The sequence below is a fragment of the Paenibacillus glucanolyticus NBRC 15330 genome, from assembly GCF_004000885.1.
Lineage (GTDB): Bacteria > Bacillota > Bacilli > Paenibacillales > Paenibacillaceae > Paenibacillus_AQ > Paenibacillus_AQ glucanolyticus.
Genome location: NZ_BIMC01000027.1, coordinates 1 through 19,945 on the forward strand (window position 1 = coordinate 1; position 19,945 = coordinate 19,945).

The 19,945-nt window shown below is 50.5% G+C and carries 20 protein-coding genes; 9 read left to right on the forward strand and 11 right to left on the reverse strand.

Features of this window, described 5'->3' with window-relative positions; all coding sequences use genetic code 11:
- Positions 1-662: 662 nt before the first annotated feature.
- The 8 genes from PGL02S_RS25490 to PGL02S_RS25525 form a co-directional block, all read right to left on the reverse strand.
- Entirely contained in the window at positions 663-1,739 is a 1,077-nt protein-coding gene (locus PGL02S_RS25490; protein WP_036644259.1) for a HAMP domain-containing sensor histidine kinase, read from the reverse strand.
- Positions 1,739-2,419: a response regulator transcription factor gene (locus PGL02S_RS25495; protein WP_036644256.1), complete on the reverse strand. Its 681-nt coding sequence runs from the start codon at positions 2,417-2,419 to the stop codon at positions 1,739-1,741. Before PGL02S_RS25495 ends, PGL02S_RS25490 begins: the two co-directional genes overlap by 1 nt.
- 36 nt (positions 2,420-2,455) lie before the next feature.
- Positions 2,456-4,207 carry an ABC transporter ATP-binding protein gene (locus PGL02S_RS25500; RefSeq protein WP_051449362.1) on the reverse strand — a complete coding sequence of 584 codons (1,752 nt, stop codon included), beginning with the start codon at positions 4,205-4,207 and terminating at the stop codon, positions 2,456-2,458.
- Between the two features lie 293 nt (positions 4,208-4,500).
- Positions 4,501-4,770: an HPr family phosphocarrier protein gene (locus PGL02S_RS25505; RefSeq protein ID WP_006207570.1), complete on the reverse strand. Its 270-nt coding sequence runs from the start codon at positions 4,768-4,770 to the stop codon at positions 4,501-4,503.
- A 102-nt stretch (positions 4,771-4,872) separates the two neighbouring features.
- Positions 4,873-5,802, reverse strand: coding sequence for a DNA-binding protein WhiA (whiA, locus tag PGL02S_RS25510; protein WP_036644254.1), 930 nt, complete (start codon positions 5,800-5,802; stop codon positions 4,873-4,875).
- 5 nt (positions 5,803-5,807) lie between these two features.
- Complete coding sequence (locus PGL02S_RS25515; RefSeq protein ID WP_152825128.1) at positions 5,808-6,749, reverse strand: gluconeogenesis factor YvcK family protein; 942 nt, start codon at positions 6,747-6,749, stop codon at positions 5,808-5,810.
- 57 nt (positions 6,750-6,806) lie between these two features.
- The gene (rapZ, locus tag PGL02S_RS25520; RefSeq protein ID WP_006207567.1) at positions 6,807-7,715 is read right to left on the reverse strand and encodes an RNase adapter RapZ; all 909 of its coding nucleotides are present in this window, start codon (positions 7,713-7,715) and stop codon (positions 6,807-6,809) included.
- A gap of 52 nt (positions 7,716-7,767) precedes the next feature.
- The gene (locus PGL02S_RS25525) at positions 7,768-8,718 is read right to left on the reverse strand and encodes an ROK family glucokinase (protein ID WP_036644252.1); all 951 of its coding nucleotides are present in this window, start codon (positions 8,716-8,718) and stop codon (positions 7,768-7,770) included.
- Between the two features lie 312 nt (positions 8,719-9,030).
- Between PGL02S_RS25525 and PGL02S_RS25530 the strand changes: the two genes are divergently transcribed.
- The 9 genes from PGL02S_RS25530 (at position 9,031) to PGL02S_RS25565 (ending at position 15,099) form a co-directional block, all read left to right on the forward strand.
- Positions 9,031-9,954, forward strand: a complete 924-nt coding sequence (locus PGL02S_RS25530) for an ABC transporter ATP-binding protein (protein WP_036644249.1) — start codon at positions 9,031-9,033, stop codon at positions 9,952-9,954.
- Positions 9,955-9,956: 2 nt separating this feature from the next.
- Positions 9,957-10,703: an ABC transporter permease gene (locus tag PGL02S_RS25535; RefSeq protein WP_036644247.1), complete on the forward strand. Its 747-nt coding sequence runs from the start codon at positions 9,957-9,959 to the stop codon at positions 10,701-10,703.
- 16 nt (positions 10,704-10,719) lie between these two features.
- Positions 10,720-11,931 (forward strand): sensor histidine kinase, encoded by a 1,212-nt coding sequence (locus tag PGL02S_RS25540; protein ID WP_006207563.1) that lies wholly within the window; start codon positions 10,720-10,722, stop codon positions 11,929-11,931.
- On the forward strand, positions 11,864-12,475 hold the full coding sequence (locus tag PGL02S_RS25545) for a response regulator transcription factor (RefSeq protein WP_036644244.1): 612 nt from the start codon (positions 11,864-11,866) through the stop codon (positions 12,473-12,475). Before PGL02S_RS25540 ends, PGL02S_RS25545 begins: the two co-directional genes overlap by 68 nt.
- A gap of 173 nt (positions 12,476-12,648) precedes the next feature.
- A complete protein-coding gene (locus tag PGL02S_RS25550) occupies positions 12,649-13,017 on the forward strand; it encodes a GntR family transcriptional regulator (RefSeq protein WP_006207562.1) in 369 nt (122 codons plus the stop codon).
- A 5-nt stretch (positions 13,018-13,022) separates the two neighbouring features.
- On the forward strand, positions 13,023-13,481 hold the full coding sequence (locus PGL02S_RS28945) for an ATP-binding cassette domain-containing protein (RefSeq protein ID WP_235187504.1): 459 nt from the start codon (positions 13,023-13,025) through the stop codon (positions 13,479-13,481).
- 28 nt (positions 13,482-13,509) lie between these two features.
- Entirely contained in the window at positions 13,510-13,902 is a 393-nt protein-coding gene (locus tag PGL02S_RS28950) for an ATP-binding cassette domain-containing protein (RefSeq protein ID WP_235187503.1), read from the forward strand.
- On the forward strand, positions 13,895-14,584 hold the full coding sequence (locus PGL02S_RS25560) for a hypothetical protein (protein ID WP_051449356.1): 690 nt from the start codon (positions 13,895-13,897) through the stop codon (positions 14,582-14,584). The genes PGL02S_RS28950 and PGL02S_RS25560 overlap by 8 nt, the downstream gene beginning before the upstream one ends.
- 62 nt (positions 14,585-14,646) lie before the next feature.
- The gene (locus PGL02S_RS25565) at positions 14,647-15,099 is read left to right on the forward strand and encodes a hypothetical protein (protein WP_036644241.1); all 453 of its coding nucleotides are present in this window, start codon (positions 14,647-14,649) and stop codon (positions 15,097-15,099) included.
- 76 nt (positions 15,100-15,175) lie between these two features.
- Here PGL02S_RS25565 and PGL02S_RS25570 read toward each other — a convergent pair whose 3' ends face one another.
- From PGL02S_RS25570 to PGL02S_RS25580, 3 genes are all read right to left on the reverse strand, one after another.
- On the reverse strand, positions 15,176-16,207 hold the full coding sequence (locus tag PGL02S_RS25570) for a serine hydrolase domain-containing protein (RefSeq protein WP_036644238.1): 1,032 nt from the start codon (positions 16,205-16,207) through the stop codon (positions 15,176-15,178).
- Between the two features lie 124 nt (positions 16,208-16,331).
- Positions 16,332-16,697 (reverse strand): LytR/AlgR family response regulator transcription factor, encoded by a 366-nt coding sequence (locus PGL02S_RS25575; RefSeq protein ID WP_036644235.1) that lies wholly within the window; start codon positions 16,695-16,697, stop codon positions 16,332-16,334.
- Between the two features lie 18 nt (positions 16,698-16,715).
- Complete coding sequence (locus PGL02S_RS25580) at positions 16,716-19,811, reverse strand: hybrid sensor histidine kinase/response regulator (RefSeq protein ID WP_036644232.1); 3,096 nt, start codon at positions 19,809-19,811, stop codon at positions 16,716-16,718.
- Between the last annotated feature and the right edge of the window lie 134 nt (positions 19,812-19,945).

Below are 19,945 nucleotides of genomic sequence, written 5' to 3' on the forward strand. Positions count from 1 at the left end.
GATATCTGGATAATATTTAGGGCTCTAAAGCATGGGCAATCAAACGCATGACTGCAACCCGAAAAACTAACGGACCCAGCGGACCTTATTAGCGGGAAAACGGGGTTTTTAGAAAACTAACGGACCCAGGATCCTTTATTCCTTCAAAAAGGCTGCTTTTTCCTGATAAACTCCTATGATAACGTCTCTGGAGTCCGTTAATTCTAAATATGGAGCTGAATTCGACCAATAAGATCATTAGGGTCCGTTAGCTTGGGATACACACAGGGATGTACTGAATCATTTGCAATTACTACTTGCACCACTGTGCTACTTACAATAATTTCCCGACTTACTTCACTTGCACAACTTAGTTACTCGCAACATTACATCGCCATCGCTGCCCAAATCATCATCACTTACACCACTTACACCACTTACATCACGTTAGTGTGCGTGATGATGAAGTGGGCAATATGTAAGTGATGAAAGTGATACCAGCACCACTTACCTCCACGCACATTACCTTATGCCACTCTCACCCTCCTACAATTGCACAGTGCTCTCACTGCTATCACCAGCTTTGGTGTTACTTGTACCTCTTTACTATTCTTGCAACATATTCAACCCTTCATATCCAATCTTCATTTCCAATCCTCATTCCCAATCTTCACGCACAACCACTACTTTGTATCCAAAGATCGCTTATAAGGCACCTTCACGGTAAATGTAGATCCCTTCCCAAGCTCGGATTGAACAGCGATCCGCCCTTGATGGATATCGACGATCCGCTTCACGATCGATAATCCCAGACCGCTGCCGCCAGCAGCGCGATTACGCGATTTGTCCGCTTTGTAGAAGCGTTCGAAGATGTGCAGCTGATCGGACTCCGTCATCCCGACCCCCGTGTCCGTGATTGTGACCTCGGCTTCGTCTTGATCTGCCTTCAGCACAATCGTGATTATGCCATCTTCCGGCGTGAATTTGATGCTGTTGTGCAGCAAATTGGTCCACACCTGATTCAGCAGATCCTCCGTCGCCTCGATCTGGACCTCGGCGAGGTCCAGATCCACCTGAATCCGCTTTGCCAGCCATTGCGGTTCGTTGGCCAACACCACTTCACGCAGTTGGCCGTCAAGACGGTAACGTGCCCTTTCGAATACAGGCTGATCGCCCTCCAAGGACGACAGCTTCAGCAGATTATCGCTCAGCTGCGACAAGCGGCGGCTCTCCCCTTCGATGATCTCCAGGTAACGAGCCCTCTTTTCCTCCGTAAGGCGGGGATTGCGAAGCGCTCGGGCAAACCCCCGAATCGAGGTGAGCGGGGATTGGATTTCGTGGGATACATTGGAGATGAAATCCTGACGCATACTTTCCATTCGCCCCAGCTCCCCCGCCATATCGTTAATGCTGCTGGCAATCATCTTAAACTCCCCGCGCCACTTCTGATCGTCCATCTTCACGTTGAAATCCCCTTGAGATATCCGGCGCATGGCATCTGTGATGGCAGTCAGCATGGCAATCTGCCTGTGCTTGAAGAACATGCCCACGATCAGCATGCACAGAAAGAAAATGATAACACCCACAAACAGGTCGAGCAGATGGACAACATAATCCCACTTCGGGGTTCCCGTCCAGTTATATACGAACCTTGTTACATAGGTTGCTGCCGTCCATGAGGCACCCAGGACCGCGAAGATCGAAATGGTCTGAAGGATTTCCCGCACGATTTTCCACAAAATTTTGAGGATTTTTTTCATCAGCCCTCACCTACCTCCAGGCGATAGCCAAGGCCGCGCACCGTACGAATCCTGAACCGGTACTTCTCCTCCGGGAACCGCTCCCGCAGCCGGTTCACGTGTACGTCCAGCGTCCGTTCGTTCCCCTCAAAATCATAGCCCCATATATCCTCAATCAGCCGGTCCCGTGTCAACGTGCTCCCCGGATAGCTTCCCAGCTTGAAGAGCAGCTCGAACTCCTTCAGCGGCAGGGCGAAGATGTCATCAGCCGTCTTGACTTCATAGGTTCTGCGATTCATCTGCAGCTTCCCGACGTTCACCGTCTGGGAGGCCGCGACCTGATACCGCTTCAGCAGCGCTTTGACGCGCACAACCAGCTCGGCTGGTTCGAAAGGCTTCACCAGGTAATCGTCGGTCCCCAGCTCAAAGCCCTTCACGATCTGCCTCGTTTCCCCCTTTGCCGTCAGCATCAGCACCGGGATTCCCGTATTCCTCCGAATCTCCCGGCATAACTCCCATCCATCCATATTCGGCATCATGATGTCCATCACGACCAGATCGACTGATGCCTGATCCATCACGGACAGGGCTTCGACCCCGTCCGAGGCTTCGAGTACCTCCTCCATCCCCGCTTCCTCCAAAAACACCTTCACGAGTTCGCGGATGTTCGGATCATCGTCCACTACCAATATTTTTGCCATGGTCATCCCTTCTTCCCCAGCATGTTCAAGCTGCCATCAAGCCTCCATCGTTTCATTCATCTGCAGCTGCTGCACCGCAAATTCTCTATACAGCGCATGCTGCTCGATCAATTCGTCATGCGTTCCCCGCCCGGTTACCGTTCCCTTCTCAATGAAAATGATCTGGTCGGCTCCCACCACCGTGGATAACCGGTGCGCAATAATAATCGTGGTCCGTCCAGCCATGAGGTTCTTGAGTGCCTTCTGCACTTCAATCTCCGATCGGCTATCCAGACTGGAGGTCGCTTCATCCAGCATCAGAATCTTGGGATTTCGCAGCAGTGCTCTGGCAATCGCAATCCGCTGCCGCTGCCCGCCGGAGAGCTTCACGCCCCGTTCGCCCACATCCGTATCAAAGCCGTTTGGCAGCTCATCAATGAATCCGTCCGCATACGCCATCTCGGCTGCTCTTCTAATCTCGGTCATGCTCACTTCCCGGTCCATCCCATAACATAGGTTTTCGCGAATGCTTCCGGCGATCATCGGGCTTTCCTGTGAAACATACCCGATCAACCCGCGCCAGGAACGTAAGGAGAAGGTATCAATGGATGCCTTGCCTAAACGGATCTGACCCTTCTGCGGAAGGTAGAAACGCTCCAGCATGGAGAACAGTGTCGTTTTGCCTCCGCCGCTCGGACCGACCACGGCTGTGACCGTACCCGGCTCCATCTGAAAGCTGACATCGCGCAATACCGGCTCCTCCGGTTTGTAACCAAACGAGAGATTCTCGATGGACACCCGCTGATTCGTGTTCACGACCTCCGCACCGGCTGAGATGAGTTCTTCCTCTGCATCCAGTGTTTCCAATATTCGCTCTGTTGCTCCCTTGGCCTTCTGAAACTGGGTAAAAAACGTCGTTAACTGCGTCATGGGCATCACAATCTGGATCAGATACAGAATGAATGCAACCAGCTCGCCCGCCGTGAGTGCTCCTGTTGACACCTGAAGCCCGCCATATCCAATAACAACCACCAGCAGCATCATCAGCACAAAGGACATCAGCGGTGCGATCCAGGCCGACACAACGCCTTCCTTAATACCGAAGTTGAGCAGGTTGGTAATGCCTTTATTTCCGTTCTCAAACTCTTTATCCTCCGCGTTAGAGGCTTTAACCAAGCGAATCTCCGACAAAACCTGGCTTATATTCGCCGTAAACGCAGCCGTCTCGTCTTGCATGCCAAGCGAGATTTTATACATCTTCTTCCCAAGCGGCACCAGAATCAGCGCAGCGATCGGTATGACGATAAACATCGTCAGTGTCATTTTCCAGTTAAGATATAACAACACGCCTATCGAACCGACTATCGAGATGATCCCGCTGAAGAATCCCGCCACGTGATCCGATATGAGACTTTTGATCACACCTGTATCATTCGTCATTCGACTGACCGATTCCCCCGAACGATTATGATCAAAGTACCGGATCGGCAGCACAAGCAGCTTCTTCCACAGCCTTTCCCTAAGGGAAGCCACCATCTTCTGTCCCGTATAACTTAGCAGGAAAATCGAAACCCCGGCTGCAATCGTCTGCACGATAAACGCGACCCCAAGGCCGATGATATGCGTGCTGTTCATATCCGTTAAGGAGAAGCCGTCCACCAAGCTCTTGGTAAACATCGGAATGACAAGTCCGACCAGCGTCGAGACCACATTAAGAAGGATAGCCCCAATCAGCAGCAGCATGGGTGGTTTGGTTTCTTTTAATAGTCGAAAAAACGCTTGGGAACCTGCTTTCCTGCTCCCGGTCATCTCTTTCTGCGGTATTGTCTGAGTCGAAGCATTGTCCGTCACACTCATCATGTTCTCTTCCCTTCCCCATATCCCTTTATATTGTTTATAAGGCAAGAATAAAACAACAAGTTAAACGGAAGTTAAACGGACAGCTTTCTTTGATCTAGACAACAAAAAAAAGGCGGATTCCCCCGCCCCTTCTCTTAATCTATTCTTATGTACTATGAATCCCACGAGACTCAACATGAACTAGATAGTAAAAAAAGCCTTGCATTGACAAGACTTTTCTTATACTTGAATCACGGATGCAATTATTGATTCTCGAGTTCCTCTTTGCTCACCAAGTTCACGAGAGACGTAACCGCTTGCTCAGCGTCAGCTCCCTCAGCACTAATGTAAACTTCGGTACCTGAGCTGATCGCAAGGCTCATAATTCCCATGATACTTTTGGCATTTACTTTTTTATCATCTTTTTCAACAAAAATTTCGGATGAGTATTTATTCGCTTCCTGAACGAACAGCGCGGCCGGTCTGGCGTGAAGACCCGTCTTTAACCGAACGACTACCGGGTGCTTTGTCATGAAAATTACCCCCTATCTAATAAATCTGCTGCATTGAAAGCGCGATTGACATTTTATAATATTATACCATTTTACCATACAGGACACTAGAAGAAAAAAATCTTATGCATTCCGAATCTTTTCGGCCATTTCATCGATTTTGCGCAGACGGTGATTTACCCCTGATTTGCTGACGGTTCCTTTGAGAAGCTCTCCGACTTCCTTCAGATTCATATCCGGATGAGCCAGCCTGATTTCGGCCACTTCCCGCAGTTTATCAGGCAAGTTTTCAAGGCCCAATTCCCTTTGGAGCAGCTTGATGTTCTCAATCTGACGAACGGCAGCGCCTATCGTTTTGTTCAGGTTGGCGGTCTCGCAGTTGACAATCCGGTTGACCGAGTTACGCATATCCCGCATAATCCGGACATCCTCAAACTTGAACAGCGCCTGATGGGCACCGATCAGATTCAGAAATTCGATGATTTTCTCGCCTTCCTTAATGTAGAAGATAAAACCTTTCTTCCGTTCGATGCAGCGTGCATTCAGATGAAACTCATTCGCCAGATCCACCAGGGACTGACAATGCTCTTCATACATCGAGGCAATTTCCAGATGGTACGAAGATCCCTCCGGATTGTTCACGGACCCGCCTGCCATAAAGGCACCACGAAGATATGCCCGCTTACAACAGTTTTTACGAACGATCTGCTCATCAATGCGGGACTGAAACAGAAAGCCTTCGGATACAATGCGCAGTTCTTTGAGGATCTCCTGAACCTGGGCGGGAATACGAACGATATATACGTTATTCTTCTTCAAACGCATTTTTTTACGCACCAAAAGTTCAGTATGCGCCTGGAAATGCTTCTTAATTAAGGAATAAATACGTCTTGCAATCGCGGCATTTTCCGTTGAAATATCCAGGATTACCTTTTTGTTCGAAAGCTGAACAGAACCGTTCATCCGAATGAGCGCGGACAGCTCGGCATTTTCACAGCAGTTCTGGCTTTCGACCATCGTCAGTTCTTTCTTCGTCTGTGCCGCAAAGGACAAGGTATTCACCCCTTTCGTGTAGTCCAATCCTGCACCAGCTGAAAAATATGGTTGCTCAGCTTGTCAGCATCATGCCTTAAGTATGTTCTAAATAGCACAAGCTTATCTGCAATGAGTTTATATCCTCGGCTGGTCACCTCGTCACGATCCAGTACCACGGGCTTTGCACCCTTCTGGGCATACTTATCCTGAACCTGAGGCGGGATTTCTCCATCATTTACAATAACATAATCGAACAGATGAAGACCAATATGGTCATAAACGGCCTGCAAGTGGTCGCTCACCGTATAATTATCCGTCTCTCCCGGCTGCGTCATCACATTGCACACAAACATTTTGATGGCTTCGGACGATACAATGGCTTCTGCAAGCTTGGGAACAAGCAAATTGGGCAAAATACTGGTATACAGACTTCCCGGGCCGATCAGAATGGCATCGGCCTGTTGAATCGCCTCCAATGCCTCCGGCAGCGGCTCGACATGCTCAGGCTCCAGGGATATCCGCTTAATGCGACCCCCGGCCTCCGGGATTTTGGATTCACCCGTCACAATGGTGCCATCCTCCATCTCCGCATGCAGAATCACGGCTTCACCCGCTGCGGGGAGCACCTGTCCACGAACAACAAAAACCCGGCTCATCTCCTTGACTGCCGTGACAAAATCTCCGTGCAAATCCGTCATGGCAGCCAGGATTAGATTGCCGAGGCTGTGCCCGGCCAGTCCCGAGCCTGTTTTGAAACGGTATTTCAATATATCGGACAACAGCGGCTCCACGTCAGCGAGTGCTGTAAGTACGTTACGGATATCTCCCGGAGGCGGCATCTGTAACTCGCTGCGCAGTATGCCGGAGCTTCCTCCATCATCAGCGACTGTTACGATGGCCGTAATATCGAGCGGCTTCTCCTTGAGTCCCCGAAGCATGACGGACAGCCCGGTTCCTCCACCCATCACAACAATGCGGGGGCGCTTTCTAGCTTGCACAGCCACATTTATCACTTCCCTTAATTAATGCCGATCCCGATCAGAATCGCGGTGGCTCACCGATACCGTCTCCGTTTCGCTGACCCCGAGCATTTTGCCAAGGTATTCAGCAATTGCCACGGAACGGTGCTTCCCACCGGTACAGCCAATGCCGATAATAACCTGACTCTTGCCTTCCTTCCGATACTGAGGGATCAAGAAATGCAGCATATCCAGCAGTTTGGTCAGAAAAGCTTGCGTCTCCGGCCACTTCATTACATATTCATACACATCACTGTTTTGACCTGTGTTTGGCCGCAATTGCTCAACATAATGGGGATTGGGCAGAAAACGAACATCAAACACCAGATCGGCATCGATCGGAATGCCATATTTGAATCCAAAGGATGTGATATTAACCGATAGCGTGCTGCTCTCCAGATGCGTAAAGCGTGAAATAATCTTCTCCTTCAAGCGGACAGGCTTCATGTTGCTGGTATCAATCACCTGGGTAGCTGAGTTCTTCAGCTCATCCAGCATTTTGCGCTCCAACCGGATACCGTCAAGCGGCATGCCTTCCGGAGCGAGCGGATGGCGACGGCGACTCTCCTTGTAGCGCTGAACGAGCACGGAATCCGTGGCATCCAGGAACAGAATTTCACAATGAATAGTGAAATGATCCTTAATGTAGTTCAGAGACTCCGATAAAGCGGTAAAAAACTCGCGGCCACGCAGGTCGATGACCAATGCAACCTTGCCGATCTTACCCTTCGATTGATCGATCAGCTCCGCGAATTTAGGAATGAGCACCGGGGGCAGGTTATCAACGCAAAAGAATCCAAGATCCTCCAGACTTTGTACGGCCAAGGTCTTACCTGCTCCCGACATCCCCGTGATGATGATCAGGGTGGCCATGGATGATGTGTTGCTGCCGCGGTTGGCTGCTTCCAGCATCAGCTTTCCCTCCCTCATGAGTTTAAATCAGACGATGTATGGTGAATGAATACTACGAACGTAAATGCAGACCGGCAGCTCCAACAACACCGGCATCGTTGCCAAGCTCAGCGGGAACGATGCGTACGCCGCGCTGCAGCGGTTCCGGTGTCAGCTTCGCGAATACCGTGCGAACCTCATTGAACAGAATGTCGCCGGCATTGGATACGCCGCCGCCAATAATAAAGGCTTCCGGGTTCAATACGGCGGCAACAGCAGCCATCGATTTGCCCAGGTAGTATGCTGCACGATTTACGATGCGAATGGCAACTTCATCGCCCGCTTTTGCAGCATCAAACACTTCCTTCGCTGCAATGTTCTCAACATGCGCAAGGGAAGTTCGGTCACCGCGCTCGACAGCATCCTTCGCCATACGGATGATACCCGTTGCCGAAGAAACCGTCTCCAGACAGCCCATTTCGCCGCATCCGCATTGAATCGCTTCCAAATCCGGCACCACCGAGATGTGACCAAGCTCGCCAGCCATGCCGCCGAAGCCTTGATAAATCTTGCCGTTTACAATTATGCCGCCGCCCACGCCGGTTCCAAGCGTGTAGCATACGCAGTTCTCAACGCCGCGACCTGCACCGCTCCAGGCTTCGCCCAGTGCAGCCACGTTGGCGTCGTTGTCTATTTTGACAGGCTTGCCGAGACGCTCTTCAAGCAGTGCGCGAATCGGTACATCTTTAAATCCTACATTCGGTGCCAGAATGATAATGCCTTCACGTATATTCGTAAAGCCGGCGAATCCAGCTCCAACACCAGCAAGTTGATCCCAGCTGTATGGCGATTCCTCTACGATGTGACGCACATATTTCTCAATGTTGTCAATAACCGTGTCAACGCCTTTGGCTGTTTCCGTCGGTCCCTCATACTTCTGCAGAAGATGCCCTTCTTCATTGCATATTCCAACTTTAATCGCTGTACCGCCTAGATCGACACCGACGTAGATGTTCTCAGACATGTTTCAAGCCACCTTTTTCCTTCTATATTATAGATTGCTCCTACTGTACCCACTATAATTGAAGGCACTGCTCCGGTCAAGAGAAGACCAAGGGATGGAAAACCGGAAGCAAGCCTTTATTCACGCATATGTAAGCGGATACAAACCTCCTCCAAATCGCCCTCATTTGTTCATAATCCTACTTCCTCTCACCTTAGGTCGAAACCAACATGACAAAAGTCACTTCGAAGTGATGACATCCTGTACTAACGGGTGTTTCTTCTCTTTCGTATGATGAATTCAGATCATTTCGATACGAGAGGGTGCGATACCATGCCAGAATTCATCGGTGAGCCAGTTGCAGAACTGCGGAAGGTTACCAAGATGTTCGGAAGCAAAAAAGCCGTCAACCAAGTGTCATTTGCTATAGAAAAAGGATCCGTCACCGCGATTCTCGGGCCCAACGGAGCAGGGAAATCTACCGCTATTTCCATGATGCTCGGACTGAAAGACGCGAGCGAAGGTGAAGTTCTCCTGTTCGGCCGAAGCCCGAAGGACCTCAAGGTTCGAGAGAGGCTCGGCGCCATGCTCCAGGAGGTCAGCGTTATGGACGGACTCCGCACGCGTGAGATCATTAATCTCATTCGCGGCTATTATCCCAATCCGCTGTCGCTGCAAGACATCGCCTTACTTAGCGGGCTCACATCCGAGGAGCTTAACAAATGGGCCGTCAAAATGTCCGGCGGCCAGAAGCGCAAGCTCAGCTTTGCGCTGGCCATTGCTGGCAATCCCGAGCTGCTATTCTTCGATGAGCCTACCGTCGGGCTGGATACATCGGCACGCCGGTTATTCTGGCAGACGGTGCGCAAGCTCGCGAGCCAGGGCAAGACCATTCTGTTCACCACCCATTATCTGCAAGAGGCAGACGATATGGCTGACCGGATTCTGCTGTTCCATCAAGGTCAGGTGGTTGCAGACGGTACGCCGGAAGCCATCAAATCCAAGCTGACCCGCCGCTCGGTATCCTTTATCGTGGATGCGGACCACCGGCAGGTCAAGGAGCTGCTTCATGAGGTGCCGGGTGTAACGGATGTATATGAGCAAGACGGCAGGCTGCACGCCGTCACCGACGATACGGACACAGCGCTTGCGGCTCTGTTCCGCACGGGGCTTGCCGTGCGCGATATGCGCATCGATCAGGGAAGCCTGGACGAAGCCTTCGACCAATTAACGACGAGTCAAGAGGAGGCCGTATAAACATGACAACCTGGAAACTGATTATCTTGCAGTGCCGAATGGAGCTGCTGCGCATGGTACGTAATCCGTATTATATTTTCTGGTCGCTTGCGATGCCCATACTGTTCTATTTCATCTTCACCCGGGTGGTCAATACGGGAGCGGACGATGCCGGACAATGGCAGGCGCATTATCTCATGTCCATGGCATCCTTCAGTGTCATGGGCACCGCTATCATGTCACTCGGCATTCGCCTCGTTCAGGAGAGAGTTCAGGGCTGGGCCATCTACATGCGGGTGACGCCGCTTCCCGGCAGCGTATATTTCTTCGGTAAAATGTTTGTGCAAACCGTCATGCATCTGCTTTGCATCGTCGTAATTTTTGTTGCCGGTTACCTGATGAACGGGGTGTCCCTCTCCTTCTGGCAGTGGGTGCTCAGCGGTCTCTGGATTCTGATCGCGTCCGTTCCATTCCTAGCTATCGGCACCTTGATTGGCTCCATGAAACGCGTGGATACGGCAAGCGGCGTCAGCAACGGCATCTACTTGGGGCTTGCTATTACGGGCGGGATGTGGTTCCCAATCGATGCAATGCCTTCCATCATGCAAGCCATTGGCAAATGGATGCCGTCCTACCATTTTGGCGGCGGTGCCTGGTCAATCGTGCGCGGAGAAGCGCCGGGGCTGGATAATTTCATTATTTTAGCAGCTTATTTGGCTGTATTTATGGTAATATCCACCTATATCCGTAAAAAACAACAAGCCGACTGAAGGATAAGGTGATGGGATGAAACGCTTCCGGTTTGAAATATTTCCGCGTCATATGGGATTCTTTCCATATATGTGGCTCATCTATATGCTAATGCCGTTCTTTAACATGTTCCAGGCGGATGCCTTAAGGCAATGGATAGGATTTCCGCTGCTGGCGTTGTTTCTTGTCACATACCGCCAGCTTTATTTTCTGGAGGGCAAAAAGCAATTCATGTACTGGCTCGTCCTCCAGATGTCCATTATCTTCATCCTGTCTGTCTGGTATCATCCAACCTATATGTATATGGGCTTCTTCACGGCTAATTTCATCGGCTGGTATGCCGATCATCGTAAATTCACGCAGGCCATGATTCTGTTCTTCATCGTCGAGGCGATTCCGCTTGCCCTTCATGTCCGAACCATGGCCCCGATGGATTTTATGATCATGCTGCCGTTCTTCCTGATCATGCTCATATCTCCGACAGGATTCCGTTCCCTGAGCAGGCGGCAGAGGCTGGAGCAGGAGCTCGCGCAAGCAAACGAGCAGATTCGCAACCTGATTAAGGGCGAGGAGCGAATGCGCATCGCGAGAGATCTCCACGATACGCTAGGGCATACGCTGTCACTTATCACATTGAAAAGTCAGCTTGTGGAGAAACTCGTCGTAAAGGATCCCGGGAAGGCCCAGCTCGAAGCCAGGGAGATTCAGAACACCTCGCGTGCCGCGCTGCGTCAAGTCCGTGAGCTGGTATCCGATATGCGAACCGCTACCCTGCCCGAGGAACTACAGGAGGCCCGGATCATACTGGAGAGCGCAGATATCCAGCTGATCTGCACGGGCAATCCGAAGCTGGAGGGAATATCCGACCTCGCTCACAATATCCTTAGCCTCTGCTTGCGGGAGGCGGTAACCAATGTGGTCAAGCACAGTCAGGCAAGCCAGTGCCGGATCGTTATCGAATCGCTGAACAATGAATGGCGTATTATGGTGGCTGACAACGGGATCGGTCTTGCAGACAAGGAACAGGGCAGCCCCGCTTCGGACAGCAATGGCCTGAAGGGCATGGCCGAGAGGCTGGCCCTCATTGGGGGTACCGTCGAAGCGAGCTCCGAACAACAAGGCACGATATTAAACATACGCGTTCCCATTGTCATCAAGAACCGGAAGGAGGACACATCCCATGAGCATCAAAGTACTGATAGCCGAGGATCAGCGAATGCTTCGCGGCGCTCTGGCTTCTTTGCTTGACTTCGAAGACGATATTGAAGTGATTGGCCAAGCGGGCGACGGTGCTGAAGCACTATCTCTGATTGCAGTGCACAAACCCGATGTATGTCTGCTGGATATCGAAATGCCCGTGCGCAGCGGCCTTGAAGTGGCGGAGGAAGTGAAGCAGCGCGGTTATTCAAGCCGGGTGATCATTCTGACCACGTTTGCAAGACCCGGTTATTTTGAGCGGGCCGTACAGGCGGGGGTTCAGGGATATTTGCTGAAGGATGAACCCAGTGAGCGACTGGCAGAAGCCATCCGCCGGGTGATGGAGGGGCGGCGGGAGGTTTCCCCTGAGCTGGTCTTCGGGACGTTATCAAGCGCAGGTGCCAATCCGTTAACCGAACGCGAACGGGAGGTGCTGCGGCTGGCTGCAGACGGAAACAGCTCTAATGATATCGCCTCGAAGCTGCACTTGTCCTACGGGACCGTCCGCAACTACATGTCCGAAATATTAAGCAAGCTGAATGCCAAGAACCGGATTGAGGCCATCACGATGGCGGAAGAGAAGGGCTGGATATAGCGTCTTGGCTGCTTTGATAAAGTTTGTACCCTCGTCTTTATAAGACGGGGGTTTTTTGAGATTCACAGTACAAACAGGCCCATTATGGTCTGTTTTTTCTTTTTTTAGTTGACACATCCTTCCATCTGATATTATAGTATGTTACAAGACTAACATACCGACAGGGTGATATCATGAATTCGATGTTTGACGAAGGGCAGCCGATTTTTCAGCAAATTGCAGACATGATTGAAGATGACATATTAAACGGGACTTACCAAACAGATGATCAGATTATCTCGATGTCGCAGTTCGCGAGTACTTTTCAGGTCAATCCCGCCACAGCTGTAAAAGGCATTGCCCTGCTTGTCAATGAAGGAATTTTGTATAAGAAAAGGGGGCTGGGCATGTTTGTTGCAGCGGATGCCAAATCCATCATATTAACGAAACGGCAGGATCGATTCTACAACGAGCTTGTATTGAAACTGCTGGACGAAGCGGAAAAGCTTGAGCTGACCACCGAGGATGTTATTGAAATGATCAAACAGAGGAATAGGAGATGAGCAAAATGGGCGCATTACTTACATGCTCCAACCTGGGCAAGCGTTACGGGAGTACGGAGGCAGTCCGAAATTTGGAACTGCATTTAGAGGAGAATACCATCTACGGTCTCCTTGGCCCGAACGGTGCCGGAAAGACCACGCTGCTCAACATGATGACCGGCGGAGCCTTTCCCGACTATGGCAGCATCCAGATCTCGGGCGCAACGCTGAAACGGGGAGAAACCCCGAGGGGCATCTGTTATGTAAGAGAGAAAAATTTATTCTTCGGCGGAGCAAAGGTTATTGAAGTATTGCGACTTGCATCAGCCTTTCATGAGAATTGGAACTGGTACTATGCCCAGAGCCTGCTGAAGACATTCAAGCTGAACCCTGACCAAAAAATCCGTCAGCTCTCACGGGGCATGGAATCCCTGGTTGGAAATATTATCGGCCTTGCCAGCCGCGCACCCATTACGGTATTTTGATGAACCGGTGCTTGGACTGGATGTGCTTATGCGAGAAAAATTTTATCGCGTTCTGGTTGAGGATTATGCCAATCATCCCCGGACCATCCTCCTCTCGACCCATCTGATCGATGAGATTGCTACTGTCGTTGAGAGGGTCTACATTATGGATTCCGGCTCCATTTTACTGCATGACGATGTCGATCACATCCGCGCTAACTCCCATCTGTTGACAGGGAATCAGGAGCAAATGGAGCAATTTACGAAGAAGCGGCATGTGATCTATAAAGAATCTTATGGCAAGGGCTCCATAACGGCTATATACGGGACTATCCATGAGGCTGACCGCATGCAAGCCAACAAACTCGGGATTGTCATTGACGGCTTGCCGCTGCAAAAGTTTTTCTCCTATTTAATAGAAGGAGGTCAGATCATTGAATAAGTCCACTGTGCTCATGAGAGCTTCATTTCTGCAGCTTCGACCTTATCTCTGGTCGATTCTTGGCACTATTGCCATTAGTATTCTTGCAAATGTTATCGTAAGCCTGTCTCTTGGAGATAATGGTGAGAATAAGCAAGTGTCGGCGGCCAATCTTCTCACCGTGTTCCTGTTATTCATAGGCAGTGTGCTGCCAGCAGGCTTATTCAGACGGGTGATGAATTTAGGAGCTACACGAAAAGAATATTATGCTGGCATGCTCCTTGTTTACGCCCTATGGTCTGCCATCTTTGCCATGCTTAATATCATCTGGCTTCAAATCGAAATCGGCTTTATACGAAACTACGAAAACACCTTTAACATCCTCGAGATATTCGGGTGGAGCCAATTCGGTATCGTTGGCATGTTTGTCTATCAATTTGGCGCCTATCTGCTTCTTATTTCATTGCTGAATCTGCTGTTCTCCGGCCTCCGTCACGTTCTGGGCTGGGTAGTTTGGGTGGTGTTCATAGCAGCAATACCGATCTTTACATCCATCCCTTCCCTCCGGCATACACTGGCCGATGGCTTGCAGGCCCTTCTGTTTAACGATTCACTTCTGCAGGGATTCGGACTCACGCTGCTCATATCACTTGTTCTCCTTGCAGGTGGCTGGTGGTTTACGGCTAGACGTACTATCTCGTAGTCCCAATTCACATAACAGCGCGTATATTAGATCAGTCACTCTGGAGAGGAATGATAATTCACATGAAGAAGGATGCTGTTCCCCATGAGGTATTCCAGTCCTTTCTGTTATGGATGATTGCCATCGGTGCAGGCATATTCGAGATGACGGTAGCGGTCATCGACTATATTTCCACCCATGCAGGATCTGAAATCGGCGGTATTCTCATTCATGTAGCCACACGATCCATGTTATTCGCTGCCCTTGTCTACATCATGTTCAGAATGCTTCGAGGAAAAAATTGGGCGCGCATCGCATTGGCCCTGCTATTAGGCGGGATTGGCCTCCTCTCCTTAACCATTGACCCCATCCAATGGCTTATGTCAGGAAATTCACTGTGGGAGGCCTTCGCTCATGCAGACAATATTTCTATACTGTTTGCATCCAGCCGAGTCCTTCATATCATCGCTGTTATTTCCGCTCTCGTCTTTATGTTCAAACCGGCGGCGAACCGATACTTTAAAGCCGGGTTGTAAATCAATCCAGCTGCAGGTTCATCAAAGGACTCAACCGCATAACAGCCCCTGGCCTATTCAAAGCGCGGGGCTGTTTTTATGTACTGCTGGATCCCTTCGAGAGTTCTTCCTCAATCAACCTCATCATTTCAAAGGCTCCGCCACTGCCATTGGACGTGACCACCAGGGTATGACCTGTGCCTGGATAATAGGCAGACCGAAAATTCACACCTGGGTCGTATCCCATCACATGGTATTTGAACAGGTCCTCATCCTTCTTGGTGATCCACACGCCAAGCCCGTAATGCAAGCCACTGCCCGGATCATATTGATGCGGAATGAGCAGCTGCCTTGTCATGGATGGAGCGAGCAGTTTGTTTGCCAGCAGCGAACTCCATAACTTCATCATGTCCGGAGCTGTCACATATGCTCCTCCATCGGCATAACCTTGAACCGGAATAGCATACTGATTCGTTCTCCACGTACCGTCCTTCTCATCGATATACCCTATAGCGGTATTCGCAGGCAGGCGGTCCAGCGAGAAATACCCCGAATCCAGCATCTCGCACGGCTGGAAAATACGTTGCTCGATATAATCCTGGAATGGCATGCCCGCATGCTGCTCAACGATCAGGCCGAGCACCACAAACCCTGCATTGTTATAATGAAATCTCTCGCCCGGCTGAAATTTCATGCCCTCATTCTGGAACAATGGAAGAAAATCCGTTCCGTTCCGAAAAGTATACATCGGTACGGCCTTCCACAGATCCTCAAAGTCATCCATGACCTCTTCGTCATAATAATCCGGAATACCCGAGCTATGACTCAGCAAATGATGAACCGTAATCTCCTCGCTGAAATCTGGCAGCGGAATATCCAAGCATTCGCTCAGCTTGCTGTCCAGGGACAGCTTGCCCTCTTCTATTAGCTGACAAATGGCAATAGCGGTAAACAGCTTGCAGCCTGAGGCTATGCCAAATCTTGTGCCCACCTGATTAGGCAGGCGGTCAGCCCGGTTGGAATAACCGAATGCCGCTTCCCATACGATGTTGCCGTCTTTATCGTTTAAGAGCACGGCTCCTGAAAAACGAATGCTTGCCGCAAACTCTTCAATTTTATGATTATCCACCTAACCCCATCCTTTATCATGATAGGGATATTTTAACATACTCGTTCATGAGCATCCCGGAAGAAGATAATTATAACGGAATGTTCCCATCGCCTCCCCGAATACGCTGCGAATCCAGAGGAAATCATTTATGCTTGCACGACAGCAGATTCGTGACCGTATCGCTGAACCGTTCCGGATCTACCGGCTTTAATAAATAATTCTGTACATTCTGTTTGAATACTTCCAGAGCATAATGACCATAGGCCGTCACATAGACGATATGGACATCAGGGTCAAGCTGTGCAAGCCTTTCACCTGCCTCAAGTCCACAGAGTCCAGGCATTTCAATGTCGAGAAATACAACATCCGCCATACACAATTGCCATTGATCTATGGCATCCTGGGCCTGGGTAAAGGTTCCTGCAACCTCTAGGCGCCCATCGCGTTCGATGAGCCGCTGCATGTGCACCAATGCCGGATTCTCATCATCAATCACAATTGCTTTCATATCGTCAAATACTCCTCCTTATTCCAATCTGTTGTCGAGCTTGGTCGACAAAGGCACTTCAAAGCTGACGGACGTGCCGAATCCCAACCGGCTTTCGATCTGAAGTCCTTTACCGTATAGCGTGAGCAATCGGGCGTGTATATTTCGGAGCCCTACACCCCCTGTATGGTGCGCCCCGGAGAGCAAGGAATTGACCTTGTCCGGACTCATGCCCACACCGTTATCCGTAACGGAAATCGTTATCCGTTCCTCCCGTTCATGGATCTGAATACGAACCGTTCCCCCGGAGAGCTGCCTCGTCACCCCATGCCGCACCGCATTCTCTACGATTGGCTGTATGCTAAGCGGCGGTACCAAACGGTCTAATGGGGCATGAACATCATATTCGATGGTTAAGCGATCCTCGAAACGGGCCTGCTCCAAGAATAGATAGGATTGAACCAAGGCGGTCTCCTTCTGCAGCGTGCCAAGCTGATCCCTGTTCTGAAAATCAAAGCTTCCGCGTAAATAATGGCTAAGCTCGATGAGCAGCCGTGTCGCTTTATCCGGATCGGTATACAGCACGGCAATGATGGTATTCAGCGCATTGAACATAAAATGGGGCTTGATCTGCGCTTGAAGAAACGCCATCTCCGCCGAAATCGTCTGACGTACAGACCGGCGAAGCTCAAGCAGATTGCGGACTCGGGCCCGCAGCTCATCGGCATCCACCGGCTTTCTTAAGAAATCATTCGCCCCGGCCTGCAGTCCGGTACGGACGTCCTCCGGCAAACTTCGTGCGGTCAGCATCAGAATGGGCAGCTCAAAGAGTGTGTGCTGCTCCCGAACCGTTCTGCATAATTGCAGTCCGGACATCCCCGGCATCATCCAATCCGTAATCACCAGATCAATCCCTTGCCCTGAACGGATATGCTCCAGCGCCTGGACTCCATTGCTTGCTGTGAGTAGATTATAATTCTCCGCAAAGAGCAGACTCCGAAGCACCTGCAGATTCACAGGATCGTCGTCAACCAGCAGTACGGTGGGACCCTTCGGGTACGTTCTGGAGCCACTCGGATCGCTCACATGCTCCGCTGCTACCGCAACAGAAGCTGTCGCGGATTGCGCAGTGCCAATCCATGAAGTCTGGGGCGGAATTAGTGTAGATGGTAGCGTAAAGTGAAAGACCGAACCAACACCCGGCTCAGACTCTGCCCAGATCTCCCCGCCCCCCAGTTCCACCAGCTTTTTCGTAATGCTCAGCCCGATGCCTGTGCCGCTGTATTCCCGATCGGAGGCATATCCAATTTGATCATAGGATTTGAAGATGTCCACGAGACGCTCCTCTGAGATGCCAATCCCCGTATCGCTGACCGATATTCTTACATGCCCATGGATTATATCTGCAGTCACTCGCACCGTCCCTGACTCTGTGAATTTCACAGCATTGCCGAGCAGATTGTACAGAATCTGTCTTAATCGATCTTCATCGGTGTCAAGCCAAGGCAAATTCTCCGGCCACTGCTGCTCCAGGCTAAGCGGCTTGCCCGCCGACAGATGTGTAACCACCTCAAGCACGGATTGTGTCACGGCTTTCAGATCAACGGGCTGCCGATGCAGCACAATCTCCCCATTTTTCAGCTTACTAAAATCCAGTATGTCGTTAACCAGCGTGGATAAACGGTTACCGGTTGACACTATCATGGACAGTTCCTTGGACTGCTTAGCGCTTAACGAACCCGAGGACCCATCCAGCAGCGACTGGGCAATATTCACAATGCCATGGAGAGGAGTCCGAAGCTCATGGGATGTATTCGCCATAAATTCGTCCTTCAAGCCATCCAATGTCAGCAATCTCCGGGAGAGCTGATCCACCTCAGTAAATGTTGTGGAGAACCGCTGGGCGAGCAGCAGCGCCTGTGTTACTACAAACAGCAGCATCTCCAGCGGCACGATGATCAAGTTGCTGTATATTCCCATCAAGTTGAGCACATGAACGGTAATCACAACCATGATGCTCAGGATGCCTATCAGCATAAAGCCGGTGTCTTCCGAGCGCCGCCAGATCCCCCGTCCCATCACTGTAGTGATATAGAGAATGATAAATACGGAGAATAGGTAAATGACCGGTTCCAATTCCGAGAAAACAACCGTCGGCAGAATGAGACCGCTCCCTACTGCAATCAGTGTTGCCGCGTTGCTCAGATAAAGTGCCCACCGGTGAACAAGACCTTGAACGGTCTCGGCAATATAGCGCAGCAAGAAATAATAGACGAATGCAGAGAAAATCATCTGAATCCGAATGAACCACTCATACGGAAGATCCGGCCATACAGCGGATAGCAGCTTCTCGCCGTGTGTCGCCACATAAACCATAGCAGACAGGCAGAATAACCCCAGGTACTGAAGCGACTTCTCATTTCGCTGCATGCGATACAGTAACAGAAAGTACATAGCCGGAATCAGAAATCCCGCCAATGTCATCAGGTCTACAAAAGCCGTGGTTTCCCGGCTCTTCATCACCGCCTGCTTGTCGCCAAATACAAGCGGAGAATAAATTCCGCCTGAGGAATAGATGAAATTCGATACCTGCACAAGGATCTCAACTTCACTGCCGTCTACTTGGGCGTATCCAACGTATGGGATATTGTTGGGAACACTCCCATCGTCCGATAATCCGGGGGAACCGCTGGCCCCAACCTCCTGACCACTCATAAAAATCCGGTTAGCCGTCCGTATGTTTCCGGTATGAATGCCGTAGATGCCCTCGGCTCCCCTTAATTGAACGACCAGCCTGAACGTCCCGGCTCCTGCTGCCCCAGGCTCACCATCTTCATCTATATATTGATTCCACTTATCGGGGACAGATACGATGCTTGTAGGAGAAGGAATCTTCTCATCCGGATGCTGCTGTTCAAAGCTTTCCGGGGTTAACAGCTGCCCTCGATAAAACTCCCATTCCCCGTTGAGCTCTACGCTGCCTTGCTCTGAGAAATCCCACGCGGTTAAATCAAGTCTGCCCTGGACGGCTTCAGGACTTACATCGGGTGTCATGATAAACCGAACAATAAACCATATGGGCAGAAGTATAACCAATGCCAATCCCGCAATCATCACACGCCGCTTCTTATTCATTGTTGACCTACTTCTCTATAGAATGTTAGGATTCTACGGATGAAACACCACTTGAGATACCCAATATATCGGCATTTGGCATAAAGATTTAAGAATCCACCTTAAACTATTCTCTGCAGACATGAAAAAACCCC